Source organism: Fictibacillus sp. 7GRE50 (genome assembly GCF_015903875.1).
In the GTDB taxonomy this organism is placed as follows: domain Bacteria; phylum Bacillota; class Bacilli; order Bacillales; family Fictibacillaceae; genus Fictibacillus; species Fictibacillus phosphorivorans.
In genome coordinates, this window is the sequence record NZ_JACZDW010000001.1 from 522,104 (window position 1) to 540,633 (window position 18,530).

At 38.9% G+C, this 18,530-nt stretch carries 17 protein-coding genes; 5 read left to right on the plus strand and 12 right to left on the minus strand.

Annotated elements, in window-relative coordinates:
* Positions 1-70: 70 nt before the first annotated feature.
* From IHV12_RS02610 to pyrH, 4 genes are all read right to left on the minus strand, one after another.
* Positions 71-955 (minus strand): hypothetical protein, encoded by an 885-nt coding sequence (locus IHV12_RS02610; RefSeq protein ID WP_197189706.1) that lies wholly within the window; start codon positions 953-955, stop codon positions 71-73.
* Between the two features lie 138 nt (positions 956-1,093).
* Entirely contained in the window at positions 1,094-2,182 is a 1,089-nt protein-coding gene (locus IHV12_RS02615; RefSeq protein WP_197129538.1) for a Ger(x)C family spore germination protein, read from the minus strand.
* Entirely contained in the window at positions 2,179-3,702 is a 1,524-nt protein-coding gene (locus IHV12_RS02620; RefSeq protein WP_197129535.1) for a spore germination protein, read from the minus strand. Before IHV12_RS02620 ends, IHV12_RS02615 begins: the two co-directional genes overlap by 4 nt.
* Before the next feature lie 325 nt (positions 3,703-4,027).
* Positions 4,028-4,762 carry a UMP kinase gene (pyrH, locus tag IHV12_RS02625; RefSeq protein WP_137791752.1) on the minus strand — a complete coding sequence of 245 codons (735 nt, stop codon included), beginning with the start codon at positions 4,760-4,762 and terminating at the stop codon, positions 4,028-4,030.
* Between the two features lie 363 nt (positions 4,763-5,125).
* On the opposite strand from pyrH, the gene IHV12_RS02630 reads away from it, so the two are divergent.
* A complete protein-coding gene (locus IHV12_RS02630) occupies positions 5,126-5,878 on the plus strand; it encodes a hypothetical protein (protein ID WP_197189707.1) in 753 nt (250 codons plus the stop codon).
* A 72-nt stretch (positions 5,879-5,950) separates the two neighbouring features.
* Here IHV12_RS02630 and IHV12_RS02635 read toward each other — a convergent pair whose 3' ends face one another.
* Together IHV12_RS02635 and IHV12_RS02640 are read right to left on the minus strand one after the other, a co-directional pair.
* A complete protein-coding gene (locus IHV12_RS02635; protein WP_197129529.1) occupies positions 5,951-6,679 on the minus strand; it encodes a ZIP family metal transporter in 729 nt (242 codons plus the stop codon).
* 105 nt (positions 6,680-6,784) lie between these two features.
* On the minus strand, positions 6,785-8,524 hold the full coding sequence (locus IHV12_RS02640) for a mechanosensitive ion channel (protein WP_197189708.1): 1,740 nt from the start codon (positions 8,522-8,524) through the stop codon (positions 6,785-6,787).
* A gap of 542 nt (positions 8,525-9,066) precedes the next feature.
* Here IHV12_RS02640 and IHV12_RS02645 point away from each other — a divergent pair.
* Genes IHV12_RS02645 through IHV12_RS02655 form a run of 3 tightly spaced genes read left to right on the plus strand, consistent with a single transcriptional unit; the run spans position 9,067 to position 11,674 of the window.
* Positions 9,067-10,095 (plus strand): ABC transporter ATP-binding protein, encoded by a 1,029-nt coding sequence (locus IHV12_RS02645; RefSeq protein WP_197189709.1) that lies wholly within the window; start codon positions 9,067-9,069, stop codon positions 10,093-10,095.
* Positions 10,079-10,867: an ABC transporter permease gene (locus tag IHV12_RS02650; protein WP_197189710.1), complete on the plus strand. Its 789-nt coding sequence runs from the start codon at positions 10,079-10,081 to the stop codon at positions 10,865-10,867. The genes IHV12_RS02645 and IHV12_RS02650 overlap by 17 nt, the downstream gene beginning before the upstream one ends.
* A 3-nt stretch (positions 10,868-10,870) precedes the next feature.
* Complete coding sequence (locus tag IHV12_RS02655; RefSeq protein ID WP_197129517.1) at positions 10,871-11,674, plus strand: ABC transporter permease; 804 nt, start codon at positions 10,871-10,873, stop codon at positions 11,672-11,674.
* 70 nt (positions 11,675-11,744) lie between these two features.
* Here IHV12_RS02655 and IHV12_RS02660 read toward each other — a convergent pair whose 3' ends face one another.
* From IHV12_RS02660 to IHV12_RS02675, 4 genes are all read right to left on the minus strand, one after another.
* Positions 11,745-12,344, minus strand: coding sequence for a superoxide dismutase family protein (locus tag IHV12_RS02660; protein ID WP_231620613.1), 600 nt, complete (start codon positions 12,342-12,344; stop codon positions 11,745-11,747).
* A gap of 66 nt (positions 12,345-12,410) precedes the next feature.
* Entirely contained in the window at positions 12,411-13,097 is a 687-nt protein-coding gene (locus IHV12_RS02665) for a peptidase E (RefSeq protein WP_197129998.1), read from the minus strand.
* Positions 13,098-13,219: 122 nt separating this feature from the next.
* Positions 13,220-14,533, minus strand: coding sequence for an ABC transporter permease (locus IHV12_RS02670; protein WP_197189711.1), 1,314 nt, complete (start codon positions 14,531-14,533; stop codon positions 13,220-13,222).
* Positions 14,517-15,221, minus strand: a complete 705-nt coding sequence (locus IHV12_RS02675) for an ABC transporter ATP-binding protein (protein WP_197189712.1) — start codon at positions 15,219-15,221, stop codon at positions 14,517-14,519. Before IHV12_RS02675 ends, IHV12_RS02670 begins: the two co-directional genes overlap by 17 nt.
* 158 nt (positions 15,222-15,379) lie before the next feature.
* Between IHV12_RS02675 and IHV12_RS02680 the strand changes: the two genes are divergently transcribed.
* Positions 15,380-17,017 carry a M20/M25/M40 family metallo-hydrolase gene (locus IHV12_RS02680; protein WP_197189713.1) on the plus strand — a complete coding sequence of 546 codons (1,638 nt, stop codon included), beginning with the start codon at positions 15,380-15,382 and terminating at the stop codon, positions 17,015-17,017.
* A 16-nt stretch (positions 17,018-17,033) separates the two neighbouring features.
* Here the strand turns inward: IHV12_RS02680 and IHV12_RS02685 are convergent, their stop codons facing one another.
* Both IHV12_RS02685 and IHV12_RS02690 read right to left on the minus strand, forming a co-directional pair.
* Positions 17,034-17,798 carry a DUF4931 domain-containing protein gene (locus IHV12_RS02685; protein WP_197189714.1) on the minus strand — a complete coding sequence of 255 codons (765 nt, stop codon included), beginning with the start codon at positions 17,796-17,798 and terminating at the stop codon, positions 17,034-17,036.
* Positions 17,799-17,869: 71 nt separating this feature from the next.
* Positions 17,870-18,529, minus strand: coding sequence for a hypothetical protein (locus IHV12_RS02690; protein WP_197189715.1), 660 nt, complete (start codon positions 18,527-18,529; stop codon positions 17,870-17,872).
* Position 18,530 lies beyond the last annotated feature (1 nt).

The window sequence follows — 18,530 nt, forward strand, 5'->3', positions numbered from 1 at the left end:
GAAATCTCCTATAAAATAAAAAAGCTAACAGGTGAGCGCTTTCCGCGCCTCTATTAGCTTTTTAATGAAGTTATCGATTTCCTCGCTGCACAACTTTGGATAAAAATTTGACTCCATCACCATAGCTGAACTTTCTTGCAGCACGTCTAAACTCTTTCAACCCTTTACGCGTGACGTTGAAATATGGATCAATGAGTCCTTCTTCTTTTAATTGATTGGCCGTTTCAATCGTTATGGAGTGTTGAATCTCTCTCATCTTGTGATTGAACTGCTCTAAACTTGCATTTAATACAAACTCTTTTCCTAATAACTGCACAATATCTTTGGCGTTTCCAGTCTGAGCAGCTTCTTCATCTAAGTATTCTTCTTCAACATATCCTTGTTCGAAGTCTTCTTCATCAGCAGGTTCTTCTAGAGGTTCTAATAATGAAGTAATTCGGATAATCTCTTGTTTTGCTAACATGATTTCTTTTTCTTTTTGCAGCAAATAGTCTATGTAATCTTTTTTATCTTCTTCATGAAGGTCTTCTGTTACTAAGCGGTTCTTAACTTCATTCTGAACTTGCTTCATTCGCTTAATCTGCTCTTCTTGAGATAATAATTCGCGCACAAGTTCTTCTTCCTCAGATTCCGTTAATATGACCTGATCTTCTTCTATGTATTCTTCCTCTATGCTCTCTTCTTGCGTTTCTGGCTCAATCTTATTTTTGTTAGCTATCGGTATAACTGACTTCCCGGCAGATACAAAAGCCATGAGTGCTTCATTTACTTTTACATAAAACATACTGCAGATCCCTATCGCAAAAACAGCTACAAGGAATGCAAGTAAGTCAGAAAAATGAAACGTAAATTCAGTGATCACTAACTTGTACATAAACACTAATGATAGTAGGCTGACTAAAATAATTTTAAACCAATGGTTCCTAATTTTAATTTTCTCATCTGTTGTACTCAAATCAATTGCCCCCTTTAACTCGTTATCCTATAAAGGAATAACCATATAAATATTCGCGATTGATTTATTTTTTTGTCCGCAGAAAGAAGAATACAAAAAAACAGCTTTCCATAACGAATGAAAAGCTGCTAAGATACATTATTCGATAACCCCAGACTCTACAATCTCTACTTCAGTTGATACATTGATTTTCATAGAAGGATATTGCTTCTGAAACACTTTATAATCCCAACCTTTTTCACGCCTTCTCACTTGATCCCCTAGACCAAGGGGATCTACTTTTAATTTTTGAAACTTTTTAACGACTCCCTGCGCTTCTCGTTGTAATTGTTTCGTCAATGTCTTTTCAACGAGAGCGATGTTCGCTGGCTCCTCAAGGTTCAACCAATGTGGATACTCATGAATCTCACCAAGAATCTTCATCTTTATATTAAATTGAGGGATACCATTCACTTTTTTTAGTTTATAGGTTGTCGTTCCTTTAATGTTACGGATAACAGCATGGCCCTTCCTTTTTTCTTTTTCAATCTCCACCTCATAGTTACCTGACTTCGAACCGTCGAGAAGAACTTTAAAAGCAAAGGATTGACGATGATTTAACTTTCCAACATATTCGTCCCCTTTAAACAAAGCTATACCTTCAAGCTGAATTGATTTTTTGTGCGTTTTTACGATCGGTAAGAAAGGGTCCATACCTTCACCATAATAGCTATAAAGAAACACATGCAAATTCGTTTTGGGTAAATTCTCACTCTTAATATTCTGATCGAGCAAATCTGCTAAATACATGGACGGAAGAGCAGAAGCTGTATACTTCGTTGTTAAAAGTTCATTCGTGTTACCATTTACAACAGTTAAAAACAGCCGATTCCCTACATTAGGATCTCGATATAATGAATTCACGATCTCCAATATTCCTTTTTCGGCAAAGCGATCATTAAAAAGAACAACACGCAATTGTCCTGTTGTGAGTGTTTTAGGTGATTGTGTATTGAGTTTAGATCGTATAAACCGGCTCGTATGAGAGACTGCTGTTAATGTTTCAACTCGAACATTTCCATCCATATTAAACACGGGATAAGTGATCGTTCCTTGAATACTTTCATCTGGTTTCTTATCAAAACCAATAGCATGTATAAGCTGTACTTCATCAATGATCTCTTTAGGGACACATCCTGCCAAAATAAAGATAAGAGAAAGGAGGAACATTCTATAATATTTTTTCATTCGTCGATATCCTTTTTCTTTCTCATTTCTTTAACCTTATCTTTAGATGGTAGCTCAGTACCTAATGAGATGGGGCGTTTCAACAGTCGGTTGTATGGAAGTCTGAAAATCGTATCTGTCATATCCAATAAACGCGGCGGATAAATCGGCTGTAGATAAGGTCTGCCTAATGACTCTAGTCGCAGAAGATGGACTAAAATAAATGACATTGCAAGTATGATACCCACTCCGCCCCAAAGTGCCGCAAAAAAGATAAATGGAAAACGAAGTATCCGAATCGTATTTGCCATTTTATAGATCGGTGTTGTAAACGAAGCTAGTGCAGATAATGATACGATGATCAAGAGAATATTACTCGTTAATCCCGCTTCTACAGACGCCTGTCCGATTACGATACCTCCAACGATCCCGAGTGTTTGACCAACTTTCGTAGGAAGACGAGCTCCCGCTTCCCTCAACAGTTCAATCGTCAACTCTAAAAACAATACTTCTAATATAGGCGGAAACGGAATGTTCACTCGTGACGAAATTAATGGTGCTAGTAGATCTTTAGGAATCATCTGATAGTGGTAAGTTAGAACGGCCACATAAAGCGGTGTTGCAAAGGTTGAAAAAATAACAGAAAGAAAACGTATGAAGCGGAAGAGTGAGCCTAGAACCCATGATAAATAATAATCTTCTGGTGAAGCAAAATATTCTGAAATTCCCGTTGGTCCGAGAAGCGCTTGAGGTGATCCTTCAGAGAGAATCGCAATTTGTCCATAATTTAACATGGACACAACCCTGTCAGGTCGTTCAGTAGTTATAAGCTGCGGAAACACTGATTTCGTATTATCCGATATGATCTGCTCTAAATAAGAGCTATCCGGAATAACTTCTAGCTCAATATCCTTGATTCGCTGCATCACAGTGTTCAGGTTTTCTTTTTCAGCAACGCCTTCTAAATAAGCGATGATAACACGTGTCTTAGAAAACTTTCCAAGTACGACTTCCTTAAATCGAAGTTCAGGAACAGGCAATCTTCTTCTGATCAAATAAAGATTGCTATCTAAGTTCTCTATAAAAGCTTCTTTCGGTCCAATAACAGAGAATTCAATTTCAGAAACAGATACTGGCCGGTTTGTCGCAAAGTTCTCTGCCCGGATGACGGCACATTCTTCGTCATATTCACCGAGTTGAACAACTATAAAGCCACGTAACAGCTTGTTTTGAATCTCTTTTACATCATTTGTGATTGTAACGCTCTCGATCGGCAATATATCTTTTAAGTCTTTGATGTTCTTAAAATCTTTGCTGTGTATTAAGTAAGGCAGTAGATCTCGATGAAGCAATTCTCCATCAATCATCGCTTTATAATAGGAAATATAAATATTGTGATGAACCGTCTTTTGAGGATAATGGATAAAATCAGCAGACTCCTTAGCATTATCCACTAGTTCTCTAATGTCACTATAAGTATTATCAGAAAGATCAATCGTGTGGCTCTGCTCTTTCGGCTTCTTTTTTAACCATTTCATCATAACGTCTCACACCTCTTTTCTACTTCTTAATATGAGATGAGGTGAGTCGAAATATACAAAAAAGCATTCCGGCCTGTGACAGGAATGCTTTGTGAAAGTCGCATTTTTTAACTAATAATGCATTATTTGCTTTTATTATTCACTTCATTCGTAAGTTGGTTGAATTTGAAGATGTGTAACCTATAACATGATAAGCTCCTCGCATGGATACGACGAGAAAGCTCACTGTGACCACCGAACGTTCGTGGAAAGCGAGCATCTGCAACGGAAATCAACTACTTTCAAAAGCAACAGTGAAAACTAAAAACAGCATTTAAAAACGTATTTATACGAGAGCTGTTTCTATGTTGTGGCTGATGAATGTCCCTACATCTTCACCGTTACAGATTTTAAGAAACGATCCTTCTTGGTTAAAATCAAAGAGGTGGATCGGCAAGCCATGATCACGAGCAAGAATTAGCGCCGATTGATCCATCACTTTTAAATTATTCCTTATAGCTTCGTCATAATGCAAAGTAGCATATTTCCTTGCTTGTTTGAACCGGTTAGGATCGCTGTCATAAACACCATCAACTCCCTGCTTTGCACAGAGTATGGCATCACAGTTCATCTCTAGCGCTCTTTGAACAGCAGGATAGTCAGTCGTAACGTATGGTTGACCGTTGCCTCCTGCAAAAATGACGACATATCCTTTATTCAAGTGATGTACCGCTCTTAAGCGAATGTAAGGTTCTGCTACAGCACTAATCGGAACAGAACTCATGACTCTTACTTCTTGGTCTATCTTACTTTTCAGGACTCCTCGAAGCATCAAGCTATTGATGACTGTACCTAGCGTTCCGATCTGATCAGCTTCTACTCTTTCAATTCCCCAATACTCTGCTAAATTCCCTCTAAAAATATTACCTCCACCTACAACGATAGCTACTTCAATACCTTTTTCAAGAACAGATAACACTTCTTTTGCAATATGGTTTAAAGAAAGATGATCAAAACCTGATCCTTGTTGGCCAGCCAAAGCTCCACCACTTAATTTAATCAGTACTCGTTTATAGCGCATCTGCTTTTTCCTCCTTCTTCATACACATAAAGAAAAATGAGTACAAAAAAAGAACAAATGACAATAAATATGTCATCTGTTCTTTCGATTAATAAGATGGATTGTAAAGAAATGAGTATTGTTGTTTCGTGTCCCGTTCATTACAACCCCTCCTCTTTTCTTCTTTTCACCCATTATATACAAAAAATGGGTCGAGGTGAAATCTTAATTTATTTTTCGCTAAAACATTCATCAAATAAATAAAAACAAAAAAATACGCTCTAATTATCAAAATTATAGACAAGTGTCACATGCACTTTCAAATCTTGTTACATATAATGCATGGACAAGAAATAGTCAATACCATTACCAGGAGGCAATATTTTGAATTGTAAAAACAAACTCTCACCTCGAGAGCTTGCTAATTTATTATGTAAGCATGTTACAGTCAGAGCAGGGGAAGATGTAGAAGAGTCTGGCAAACTAGTCTGTGTTGGAAGAGATTTTATCGCGATCAAAACAGATGACAGAGAGGTTCTTTATTTTCCTTTAAATAATGTAAGATCCGTTTCAGTAGCAACTGACAGAAACTGTTGTAACACGGACCGTAAGAAAGTTTGTAATGATACGTTCCAAAGCATCTTACGAAAATTAATCAACTGCAAAGTAAGAGTAAATGATGGAAGTGACGATGATGGCCAAGTTGAAGGCGTTCTAACTCGTGTCAACCGTACATCCATCCAAGTGGTTGAAGACGACGAACTCGTAATCATCGCGATCGGCTCTATCAACTTTATTACACAAGCAGGCGAAATCGGCGACGACGAAAGCAGCAACTGCAGAATCTTATGCTGTAAAAAGGAAAAGCCTTGTTGCAAGAAGAAAGAAGAATGTAAAGTAGAGTGTAAGAAAGAATCTTCTTCAAGTTCACCTATCATATGGTGTAAGCCTGAATCTTCATCTTCTTCCTCGTCTTCCTCAAGTTCATCTGTACTGTGGTGCAAAAAAGAATCTTCATCTTCATCATCTTCTAGCTGGTGCAAGGAGTCTTCCTCAACGCATGATCATTGGAAGAAAAAGAAGCGCAAGAAGAGAAACTCAGAGGATTTAGAATCTAGAGGCTGGTTCAAGCTTTAATCATCATAAAGCTGTTCAAAAGTAAGGATACTTACTTTTGGCAGCTTTTTTTTATCGATTCCTAGGCTCATTTTATGATAGATGAGTCAGAAGCAACGAACATAGGAGTCCCAAGGAAGTAATAAAACCAACAGCTACTCCCGCCTCTTCATGAGCTTCAGGTAACATGGTAGACGCTACCATCGCCATGATAGCACCACCTGCAAATGCGCCGATCAACGAAAGTGAAGCTACAGATGCATTTTCCAATAAGACATATCCAAGAAACGCAGCGAGTGCAGAAATAGCGAAAACAGAAAGCCACATACCAATAATTTTACGGCGTGAAAAACCTTCTCTTAACAACCCAATCGAGCTTGACAGACCTTCAGGAAAGTTACTTAAGAAGATGGCAACGACAAGAAGCCAGCTTACTTTACTATGATCGATTAAGCTCGCACCAATTAAAACAGATTCTGGTATGGCATCTAACAAAGTTCCAAGAAAGATCGCCATGCCTACACCTTTTGTTTTCTTATCGCCTGATTTCTTTCTCTCATGGCCACCCTTTTTAGCTAGAAAGCTATTTATACCAGTAAAGAGAGCTGCGCCAAAAATAAAGCCAGCAGAAGTAACCATCAAATCACTCTGCTCCACTGCCTCAATTAAGAGTTCAAAAGAAACGGCACCTATTAATATCCCTGTTCCAAAAGCCATGATCCATGCTGTCCATTTTTTAGGAATTCGAAAAGCGAGGGCTGTAAAACATCCTAATAGTACAGCTGAACCTGCTATTCCTCCCCAAAAGGCGGCAAGTAGCATTCTCTTTACCTCCTATTCCTCATTTATTATCGACATTCACTATTAAAAACGACTCATAAAGGGATAGTTTCACCTCTATGAGCCGATTTCATTCTATTGTTTTCTTTAGTCATTTCGTTTTGGATTATTGTTGATGCCAAATTCATCACTAGGTGTGTTTAGATGATCAAACTGACGATCTTTTGCAGTTGTATGTGGTTTATTTATATCTACATCAATAAGATTGCTTTCCGGTTTAGAAGAGTCTGTACGGAAATCTTTTAAACTCGTCTTGTCTTTCCATTCTGCTGGGTCGGGACTTTGAATCGTTGTTTCTTCCATCTTGCGGCTCCATTTATTAAGAGTTCGTCCAGCCGCTTCACGACCACCGAGTCCGAATGCAAGACCAAACGCAATCGTAAATCCACCTAATATGAGGATGAATGCTGCGTTTACGATCGTTTTCGCTACTCCAAGCTGATCAAGAGCCATAAAGAAAGCAAGGGTAATAATCGTATATTTTGCAATGTTGCCTAGCAGCTTTCCTTCTGTTTGCTGTTTGAACATACTCTGAACAACGCGTTTCACAAGGTCTCCGGCGTAAAAGCCGATTCCTAGTATCAACACAGCCGTTAACACCATCGGAATATATGCAAGTACAACGGTTAGTATGTTAACTAAGCTCTCTAGCTTAACAAGCTGAAGTGCTTCAATCGTAAACAACAGCACAACCACCACTTGAGCTGCATATCCAACCATCTCAGAGATCGTGAACGTCTGATTCGCCTTATGAAGTGATCCAAGACCCATCTTATAAAAGATGCCATTGAATCCAATTCGTTCTAATAAAGTGGTAATTGCTTGTTTTACCCATCTACCAAGCCATAATCCAACTGCTGCTAAAAGGATAGCAACAATGATATTTGGAATCATGTCCATGATCTGACCTAACATACCGATGGCAGGACCTGAAATCCCATTAATATCAAGCGTTTCTAGAGCTGAAATCACAACTGGAATTAAGATAAAGACATACACGATTGTTCCAACGATTTGAGAAAGAGAGGTTTTTTCAAGCGCACGTTCAGCACCAAGTTTTGAAGCTAAACGATCTGTACCAATGCTCGCTAAAAAGTTAACTAAGATCTCTTTAACGATCTTAGCAACTAACCACCCTACAAAAAGAATGATTGCTGCTCCGAGCAGTTTCGGTAAGAATGCGAAGAGGCCTGTCAGCATACCTTCCAACGGTTCAGAAATGGCATCAATGCCTAAAGCGGATAACACAGCTGGCAGGAACAATAACAATGTGAGGTAAAATACAGCTTTTGATGCAGAGAAAACCGCCATGTCGGATTGTTGTGGATCACGTGTCAGCTTCCAACGATGTAATACCCTTTCAAATCTCGTGTTCTGACCAAGTTTTTTTACCAGAATGGATAATCCTGATGCAATCAACCATGCAACTGCTGCGATAAGGGCTGCTTTTAGTAGGTTAGGAATCGCTGCCGCAATCACACCTAATGCATTTGAGATCGGTTGTGCGACATACGGAAGACTTAGCATGTTCAAGAACATGACAATGGCTACTGCCATCAGTATCCAAAATACAACCTTACTAATTACCTCTTCAGAAGAATACTTTCTAGTGCGCGTTTGTTCCACTTGATCTTCATGGATATCAGGTTTCATCCACTTCAAGACTTTGTTGTCAAAATCTGTTTTGTGTAACGCTTTTTTAACTGCTTTTGCAACCAATGAGGCGATCAGCCAACCAATTAATAAAACTAAAATAGCAAGAAGCAAATCTGGCAATCTTCCCAAATAGGCCATCCAAGAATCTGTAACTCCATTGTAATCGTACATGTTCGTCCTCCTTTTTCTCATTTAATAAGGCTGTTTTTCTATTCATGTTGCTCTCTGTAGTAATTGATCTCCGTTTCAGATGCTCGCTTTCCGCGGGGCAGGCGGTGAGCCACATTCGTACGTTTCACTTTTAAGTGTCTCACCTGCCCACCTGTCCTAGCCAAGAGTCTCGCATCTTACACTTCAATCATTATTCAAAGAAGGAAAAGACAAAAAATAGATACAACAATTTTCTAGAAATCATAGCCTTTCATAAAAACGTCTACATTAGCTCTACTTTCCCAAAGCTTGATTTCGTTAAACTAGCGCTTTATATTCGAAAACAAGGATATATTTTACATTTGTTGTAGTTTTCGGTATACTTAGTGCAACCGTTTTCAAAAAGGAGAAAGATAACATGTGGATTTCTATCATACAATCAAACTAACTTCATATCCCTTCATAACCTGACGCGTTTTTTGGTGAGCAAAAATTACATATGCACACATATCCGCAGGTATTTGTCTGTGGTTTTTTTGTGTTCATTTTTAAGGAGATCTAACATGATAGTTGTAAAAAATCTTGAAAAACATTATAAGATTGCCAAACGAGACCCTGGCTTAAGAGGAGCCATAAAATCGTTGTTTCATAGGAAATTCGAAACGAAAAAAGCGGTTAAGAAGATCAACATGCATATTAAAGCTGGGGAGATGGTTGGGTATATTGGGGCGAACGGTGCTGGGAAATCTACAACGATTAAGATGTTAACAGGCATACTCACTCCAACATCAGGCGAGGTAAAAGTAAACGGCATCATACCTTACGAAAACAGACAACAAAACGCAAGTCATATTGGTGCTGTATTCGGTCAGCGTACACAATTATTCTGGGATATTCCGGTCAGAGAAAGCTATGAACTTCTCAAACACATTTACGAGATTCCTCAAGCTCAGTACGAAGAAACTTTAAAAGAGTTCGTTGATGTACTTCATTTAGAGCCGCTGCTCGGCATCCCTGTAAGACAGCTTTCATTAGGACAAAAGATGCGTTGTGAACTTGCTGCCGCTTTTTTGCACCGCCCAAAAGTTGTTTATTTGGATGAACCTACTATCGGATTGGATGTGGCTGTAAAGGTTCGAATTCGCTCTTTCATCAAACAAATGAACGCTAGATACGGTACAACTGTGCTTCTTACCACCCATGACATGCAAGACATAGAAGAGATCTGTCAGCGAATCATCATTATTGATGATGGTAGTGTGATCTATGATGGTTCTATCCAAGATATCAAATCGCAGTTTGGTGATAAGCGTGTTATTCATTTTGAACTTGTAGATGCTGCTGATTCATTTGTTTTGCCGGAAGCCATTAGTGCGGTAACAGAGGTTCTCCCAATCAGTGGTGAAAACCCGCATCTTGTATCCCTCTCCTTCAGCAACAAACATATCTCTGGTGCAGAAGTCATAAACACGATGATGAACCAATATTCTGTTGCTGATTTAACCATTGCCGATGCAAAGATAGAAACGATTGTTGAAGAAATTTATGGAAGAGGTATGAAAAAGGAGGTTCAGCATGAGGAAATACTTTGAGTTTGCTAGAGTTCAGATGCAAGTACATGCTGCCTATTCAGCATGGTTCTGGGCCAATACTTTCTCCATTCTGCTTCGGATGCTTGTCATCTATTTCTTTTGGAAAGCCGTTTATAGCAGCCGTACGGAAATCGAGGGACTGCCTTTTGATGGCATGATTACGTATATCATCATTGCGATGTTTTTACAGATGTTTGTTTCAGGCGTTGGTCAGGAACTGGCGCATACGATCAAGGACGGAAATGTGGCAATTGAACTGATGAGACCTTACAACTTAATTACCCGCTTGGTCGCTATGGATCTAGGCGATAAAGTTATTCACTTTGTACGTGGTGCTCTGCCCCTTAGCATTCTTGCATTTATTTTTATGGATATTACATTGCCGACCACTTGGCAAGGCGGTCTCTTGTTCTTACTCAGTGCATTAATGGGTATTTGGATTGGTACTTTTTTTGATCTATTGATTGCGATTCTAGCATTTTGGACTATAAATCTTTGGGGTCTTCAAGTCATGAAAGAAGCGGTTATCTCCTTTTTTTCTGGCGCGCTTGTCCCGCTTATTCTCTTTCCTGAATGGTTTCAAACGATAAGTCTTTTTCTTCCGTTCCAAGCGATGGTGTATGTACCGGTTGCGATCTACACTGGCATCCTATCAGGAACAGAAGCATGGCTGGCGCTGGGATCACAAGTATTTTGGGCGGTTTCCCTTTTTGTTCTATTAAGAGTATTATGGTCAATCGCAATAAAAAAGGTAACTATTTTTGGAGGTTAGGAGGTGACGCTTATGCTATCACGGTACATAAAATTATATTATTTGTTTTGCAAACAAAACTTAAAAGTCATGTTGGAATACAGGATGGATTTTTTACTTGGCGTCCTTTCTGTTATGCTTCAGCAATTTGCAGGTATCTTCTTCGTCAAAATTGTTTTTGATCATATCCATGCTTTAAACGGTTGGACCTTTTATGAAATTTTATTTATTTACGGAATTGCTGCTACCGGCCGCTCCATTCACCACATTTTCTTTGATAATCTATGGACACTTGGCTGGCAGTATATAAGACCCGGAAAATTTGATCGACTTTTAATCAGACCGATCAATCCTCTGTTTCATTTTATTGCAGATCGATTGCAGCAAGATGGTTTTGGACAGCTGTTCATTGGCATTATCGTCATTGGTACAGCGATGCCACATTTAAGTATCTCATGGGGTGTTCTAGAGTTTTTCATACTTGTTGTTATGATCATCGCATCAGGTTTTATCTTCGTTGCGATCAACCTCTTTTTTGCAACTCTGTCGTTTTGGATGGTGGATAGTCTGCCGATCGTTTGGACGATCTTTAATTTAAGTGACTTCGCTCGTTATCCCTTAACGATCTATCATAAAGGAATTCGTCACTTTCTAACGTGGATTGTTCCTTATGGATTTACTGCTTTCTATCCTGCAGCATATTTTATCGAAGGTTCAGGATTCGAGAGGTTGGCTCTCTTAACGCCAGTTGTCGCCATCGTCTCTTGCCTCATTGCGTACTGGTTTTGGAATAGAGGGCTCAGGGCATTTACGAGTACAGGTAGTTAAATTGAAAGCTGGCACCTTATCTTTTGTAGAAGATGAGGTGCCAGCTTTGTTTTTAAATATAGATATGTTCTTACTTTTTAATAACCCCACACAACACACGATCTCCTGAATTACCTGAAGGATCTGTTTTATAGTCATCTGCCTTGTCGTGGATAACAAGGGATGTACCACCATTGGCAAAAAGTGAGTTTTTACTGTCTTCAGAAAGCGTCACGAGGTTGGATAGAACTTCGTCTTTCACGACTCCGCTTTTATCAGCCTTCACATTTTGAATATCTCCTACGTGTGGTCCTTTCGGATTCAAAAATCCATGCTTCTTTTCGGTAGGATTAAAGTGTGCTCCTGCAGATTTGAAGTCGGGTGGTGTACACTTTGCTTTTTCATGAAAATGAATGCCGTGTTCACCCGGCTTTACCCCAGTCGCGTTCACTTTCACCTTAACACCATCTCCTGTTTGGGTTAACGTCGCTTCTCCTGCTTTATCTCCTTTTGCATTAACAAGGTTTACGATATATGAACCGCCTTTCACCTTACTAGATGCAGCTTGAGATTGCGCTTTTGACTCTTCCATATCATGATTTTTATGCTCGTTTTCTTTATCTTTGTTACCACATGATGCGAGTAAGAGTAAGAGCATCATGTACAACAAAACTGATCCTATTCTTTTCAAAACGATTTACCTCCTGATGATTAACGAATAGTACATTTTCCGCCCAATCATCAGAACTTTAAACCACTATTTTAAAAAAAGTGTCTCAACTTCCTGCTCGCGCACGTTCTCTCCATCAAACTCTACTAGATAGGCCCTCGCGTTTTCTCTTGAACTGACAACGGTTTGCAGTTCGCCATTAATAAAGTGCAGTCCCGCTCCATCATCTGCAGCATATCCCGCTTTCAGTCCATTCGCTACGAGTTTATGATAAGCAGGTCTTCGGTTTGCTTCACCATCATAGTGCGGACAATGACTTCCTGCTATGAAGCCTAAACAATCCAGCTTAGCTAATGGCCCGAACGAATCTGTTACGCCTTCTTCAAACCAGCATAGAGATCCAGCGCTTAGTCCTGCTAATATTTTTCCTTCTTCATAAGCTTTCTTTAAAAGAACATCAAGTCCCCACTCTTTCCAAAGTGCAAGGAGATTTTTTGTATTGCCTCCACCTACATAAAAAATATCTTGCTGTTCTACAAAACTCTCCAAATGTTGGGGTGGTGAAAATAGAGAAAGATGTGTAGGTTCACAGTCTTCCGATTGAAAAGCTGTATAAAATCGTTCGATATATCCATCTGCATCGCCACTTGCTGTAGGAATAAAACAAACCCGTGGTCGATCAGCACTACTTTGCTTCAGAATATACCTATCTAATCTTTTGTTTTCAGGTTCCATGGAAAAGCCTCCGCCACCCATGGCAATAATTTGTTTCATGATGTTTTGTTTCATACTCTCTTTCACTCCTCTGTTATACCTCTTTCGATTTTGATCCAGAGTTATCCTTTCAAAGTAAAAATAAAACACCAGCCGATTTCTTAACATCGGCTGATGCTTCTTTATACATCTCTTCTTAATGCTTTTAATACATCAACTGTGGTAGCTTTGGCTGCTGGCCGCCAACCAGAAAGTAATGTTACGCTCATACAGATCGTAACAGCGATTACAGTCAGACTCCAAGGGATATAAGATAAAATAAAATCTTCAGGTGGCTTTTCGTTCATAAACTGTTCAACGATGATAGGAAGAGCGAAATTGACTCCATAGCTGATAACATACGCTAAAATGGTTCCTAAGCCCACTCCCCATAATCCGATGTATCCACTCTCTAAAAGGAAGATGCGCTTGATTGTTTTTGGTGTAGCTCCGATCGCTTTCATGATTCCAATATCTTGGGAGCGTTCCGTAACAGCCATCGTCATCGTATTAAAAATGCCAATAGAAGCAATGAGCACGGCAATACCACCAATGAAAATCAAGCCCGCTTTAAACAATGTAAAATAGATGTTCAGTTCTTTTAGTTCGCTGACAACTGAATAAGTAAGATATCCTTTATCTTTAATCTTTTCGGACACTGCTTTAACATCTTCGGCTGAAGACGTATATACTTTAACAGAACTATAAGAATCGTCACTGTTCTTAAGTTCAGGATCTATTTCACTCAATAGTGGCATCACTTCACCATGTAGATCATCCGTAATCATCACCGAACTGTCTATTATCCATTCTTTATTAGGCTTCTTCTTAATACCTACAACTTTGACTTTCACCGTTTTTATCTGTGTTTCTGTTTTGATTTCCGGATTATCTATCTTCATATGATAGGTTAATGTTTTATTTAACAAATCTCCATCATAAGCTAATTTCTTCATCTTCTTTTGTGCCTCTTCTTCACTCATTCCTTCTGTAAAGTTTTCAGGCATCTCTTTTCTTAATTCTTGAGCAAAATGGTACCCGATGACGACCTCATTTTTACTCTTAGGCATTCTTCCTTTTTCAAGTTGCAATCCCGCTTTTCTCTCAGAAGGAATGTTTGCGCTGCTTACGTCAGCATACCCTGTGTATTCTCCAAGTGACAGTTCATTCGCAGGTACATATTTCTTTCGACTAACCGCTTTAACATTCTTAATATCTTGGAGTTTTTTCACGTCTTCCTCAATCAAAGGACCGTTTTCACTCTGTATTTCAATCTCATTCATCAATCGATAACTCATCACATCATCAACTGCAGTCTTATGAATTGCAAATCCTACTGAGGCGAGCATGATCAAAAAGGCACACCCCATCGTAGATGCTAGGATTGTCATCCATACACGGGTCTTGTTTCTTTTCATATTGCTTCTTACAAATCGATGTTTATCTTTGAACTTCATGAAGCTTGCTCCCTTCTCTTAAGTAACCGTCTCTGATCTCTACTTTTCTATGAGCAATAGAAGCTACTTCATGATCATGTGTAATGATTAAAAACGTAATACCATCTTTTTCATTCAATTCTTGAATAAAGTTTAATAGCTCTTTCTCATTCTCAGAATCAAGGCTTCCTGTTGGTTCATCTGCCAAGATAAGAGGCGGATTCAGGATTAGTGCACGGGCTATACTAACGCGCTGTTGCTGACCTCCCGAAAGCTCTCCTGGATAATGGCTTTGATACTGTTCTAGACCGACTCTCTTTAACATCTTTATTGTTTGTTCTCTTCTATCTTTCTCGCTAACTCCCTTGAGTACTAATGGTAGCTCTACATTTTCATAAGCGGTCATACTAGGAATCAGCTGAAAGCTTTGGAATATAAATCCTAGATGCTCTAACCGAAATTCAGCCCACTTCGATTCAGAAAATCCGCTAACCTTTTTTCCATCGATAATAATCTCTCCTGTTTGCGGCCGAATAAAACCAGAAATCAAGTTTAATAGCGTCGACTTTCCTGATCCGCTTCTTCCCACGATCGCTACGATTTCACCTTCTGCTACATGTAGATCGACATGATGAAGAACAGGTACAATATTCTCTTTTTCTTTTTTTCCAATTTTAAAAGCATAGGATAAATCACTTACAGTAATCATGCTGACACCCCTTTTGTCCTAAGTGTACTACTTGTTATAATACACATATACCATTTTCTTTTATTATCTGTCAATACATTCCAAGAAACTTTTCAAAGAAGGATTTAAAGGGAAAGAAGAGTATAGGTAACAAAGGCATACATCTAGGAGGTACACATATGTTAAAGTGGCAAACAAAAGAGGGATACAAGAAATTGTTGAAAGACCTCGTTTCTATTCCGAGCATTACTCATCATGATGGAGAATTATTTATGGCCGAGCATCTTCACCATACGCTTTCATCATTAGATTATTTTACGAAGCATCCTGATTACGTTCGCCATCATCCTCTTCCAGATGGTCGAAAACTGATCACTGCATTTGTACAGAATGATCCTTCGATCAAAGAAACCATTATTTTGCTCAGTCATTTTGATGTTGTTTCGGTTGAGGATTTTGGTGAATGGAAGCATCTCGCTTTCCGGCCAGAAGAACTGACTGAAAAGATCATTGAAAATAAGGACCTACTCCATTCTTTTGTTCAGGATGATCTGAATAGTGGAGAATGGCTCTTCGGCCGCGGCATCATGGATATGAAAGCTGGCGTCGCTCTTCATATGTCCATGATCGAAAAAGCGACAACCGGCCATTTTAAAGGAAATGTACTCATGATTTCTGTTCCTGATGAAGAAGTGCACTCACAAGGCATGCTTACGGGTGTCAGTGTCTTACGGCAGCTTCAAGAAGAATATGATATAAAGTACATCACATGTTTGAACGGAGAACCGAGTTTCACAAAATATCCAGGAGACACAACTTCCTATATGTATACAGGATCAACGGGGAAGATTCTACCTGGATTTCTTTGTTATGGTAAGGAGACTCACGTAGGTGAGCCACTTGCAGGTATGAACGGAAATGTGATGGCTGCTGAAATTACGAGGGAACTGGAATGGAACGTCGATTATGTAGAGAAGTTTCGAGAAGAGGCTACGCCTGTCCCAACGAACTTGATTCAAAAAGATTTAAAAGATCACTACTCTGTCCAGATTCCTCATGCAGCTGTAACCATGTTTAATCTCATGCTCTTTAATCGATCACTCTCGGATATTACGGATATGTTAATAAAAAGCGCACAAAACGCTGCGATTAAATTAGAAGAACGGCTCTTTGAAAGAAGCAAAAATGTCGCTGAGATCGTACCGTTCACTCCCAAAAAAGAGAGTATTAAAGTACTTAGCTTCAATGAACTATATGAACATGCCGTAACTAAATATGGACAAGAAGAACTTGATCGCAGAGAAAACATGCTTCAGACGAACAACCCGAACGCGGATGAAAGAGAACTGACGATCCAATATGTATTTGAGCTAGCGAGTCTTTGCAGAGACATCTCTCCGATGATCGTTTTGTTCTACACACCGCCTTTTTATCCCGCTGTATGTTCAAGCGACCACCCACTCATTAAAGCTACATCAGATGAGGTAGTCAATCATGCGAATAACACATTCAACAGCGAGCTTGTTAATGTCCACTATTTTAGCGGCTTATCGGACTTGAGCTATATTGGGTTTCACGGAGATTCTCGTGATCTTTCATCCTTCACAAGTAACTTTCCATTACTAGGATCTCGTTATCATATTCCGTTTGATGATATGAGAGAGCTTGATATTCCCGTTATTAACATTGGTCCTCTTGGGAAGGATGCACATCAGTGGACAGAACGGCTCGAGATTAACAAAGTAATGGATGAAACTCATCCTTTAATCATTTTTGCGATGGAAACATTATTGAATCAAGCAAAAAACCAGATCTGAGAAAGATCTGGTTTTCTTATGCTTTAAAGTAGATATCTTTAATGCTTTGGGCAATTCCTTCTATATTATTTGCCACTTGCTGTACACCATACCCCATATAAAGTGGTGACGTTACAAAACGAGGCATGATCTTGCAATATGTCTTTTCGTTATGTTTATAAAAGAAAAGGTTGTAACTTGTACAGCTTCTGTGAAAATGATTCAGCAAAAAATGAGCACCCGCTTGAATACAGTCCGCGAATAAAGAAAGTTCAGCGTCTTTTTCCCAAATGACATTCAGTTCATAAAAACCAACTCTCGGTTCAGTTGATACGGTAAACCTTACTCCATCTTTTTCTAGGATAGGCAATCCTTTAAACTGGTTTTCGGAAAAATCATGAAGACAATCTACCTCGTTCAATCCTATGATCTGCATATGAGGATGGCGAATTGTTCCACCTGATAATGGACCATGGTTCTTAAAGAACATCACCGACTTGTACTTGCCGCTGTTTAACATGTTATGCCAATGTTCAAGCCCAAAACGAAGGACTTTGTATAGATGATCCTTAGAATAGTTGGAGAGCTCTCCTTCACATTCATCTGTTTCAATCAAGACAGTTTGAAAGGCACCATCGAGAACGGTATATTTATTTTTAACAAGAATGATCGAATCTTGCTTATCCAAAACTTCTTCTAACTCATCAATACGACAAAACGGACAAGGTGTTTCTTTATTTCTAATACTATTAGGCTTTTGAGCTCCTACTTCTGTAAAAAAATTAATGTGTGTTTTTTTCATTCTTTTCACCGCTTTTGCTTGTTTCCTATCTATTTTCTAGTTGTTTTAATGAAAACCTTTTTAAGTGTGGATTAATTATTAGATCCAGGTATGCGTTCCCATTTCAATATACCATCATGCTTATTGATGGAACCCTTCCACTCAAAGTTTTGGTCAACGTGCATCAGTTGTCTTAACATGTCGTCTTCAGATTCTGTTGTTGTATAGATCTTTACATTAACATAGTTCCATAGCTCTCCCAAATTCTTTTGCCCTTCGTAAGGTTCATTTAGTGTGAGATGTGATACCTCTTTTAGGTACGATTCGGTAAGAAAAATTTGTTTTTCTTGTGATAGATTTTTCGGAAACGTAATAAAAACGGTAAGGTTATCTTTCTTTTGATTAGCCATCACATCTGAGATCTTGTGATGGTTTCGCATATCATGCCTAGCTTTCGTTAAGATCGCTTGATTGGCATATGGTATTTTCGCTATAGATTGAGCTTCTTTTTTCTCATGAAGCTGAAAAGGAACACTCTCAGCAAATTGAACAAAAATAAAGATGAACGCTACACCAAGAGCAAGACTTAAACTTTGATGAAACCAGTGATACCACATGCTTTTAGGAGCAGGAGGCTTGTGGAGATCCCTTGTTCTCTGAAGGACTTTCTGTCTATGTTCCTCTTTAAACGTTATTGTTCTCATACGGCCGTTGTTCAATATTTCAGGCAACTGCTTGAAAGGATCTTCCATG

What these genes read in the sequence shown, in the direction of transcription:
- IHV12_RS02645 (WP_197189709.1), top strand. Translation starts at nt 9,067, where the DNA reads ATGATAGTTGTAAAAAATCTTGAAAAACATTATAAGATTGCCAAACGA.
- IHV12_RS02650 (WP_197189710.1), top strand. Translation starts at nt 10,079, where the DNA reads ATGAGGAAATACTTTGAGTTTGCTAGAGTTCAGATGCAAGTACATGCT.
- IHV12_RS02635 (WP_197129529.1), bottom strand. Translation starts at nt 6,679, where the DNA reads ATGCTACTTGCCGCCTTTTGGGGAGGAATAGCAGGTTCAGCTGTACTA.
- IHV12_RS02670 (WP_197189711.1), bottom strand. Translation starts at nt 14,533, where the DNA reads ATGAAGTTCAAAGATAAACATCGATTTGTAAGAAGCAATATGAAAAGA.
- IHV12_RS02675 (WP_197189712.1), bottom strand. Translation starts at nt 15,221, where the DNA reads ATGATTACTGTAAGTGATTTATCCTATGCTTTTAAAATTGGAAAAAAA.
- IHV12_RS02680 (WP_197189713.1), top strand. Translation starts at nt 15,380, where the DNA reads ATGTTAAAGTGGCAAACAAAAGAGGGATACAAGAAATTGTTGAAAGAC.
- IHV12_RS02640 (WP_197189708.1), bottom strand. Translation starts at nt 8,524, where the DNA reads ATGTACGATTACAATGGAGTTACAGATTCTTGGATGGCCTATTTGGGA.
- IHV12_RS02685 (WP_197189714.1), bottom strand. Translation starts at nt 17,798, where the DNA reads ATGAAAAAAACACACATTAATTTTTTTACAGAAGTAGGAGCTCAAAAG.
- IHV12_RS02665 (WP_197129998.1), bottom strand. Translation starts at nt 13,097, where the DNA reads ATGAAACAAATTATTGCCATGGGTGGCGGAGGCTTTTCCATGGAACCT.
- pyrH (WP_137791752.1), bottom strand. Translation starts at nt 4,762, where the DNA reads ATGCGCTATAAACGAGTACTGATTAAATTAAGTGGTGGAGCTTTGGCT.
- IHV12_RS02690 (WP_197189715.1), bottom strand. Translation starts at nt 18,529, where the DNA reads ATGGAAGATCCTTTCAAGCAGTTGCCTGAAATATTGAACAACGGCCGT.
- IHV12_RS02615 (WP_197129538.1), bottom strand. Translation starts at nt 2,182, where the DNA reads ATGAAAAAATATTATAGAATGTTCCTCCTTTCTCTTATCTTTATTTTG.
- IHV12_RS02620 (WP_197129535.1), bottom strand. Translation starts at nt 3,702, where the DNA reads ATGATGAAATGGTTAAAAAAGAAGCCGAAAGAGCAGAGCCACACGATT.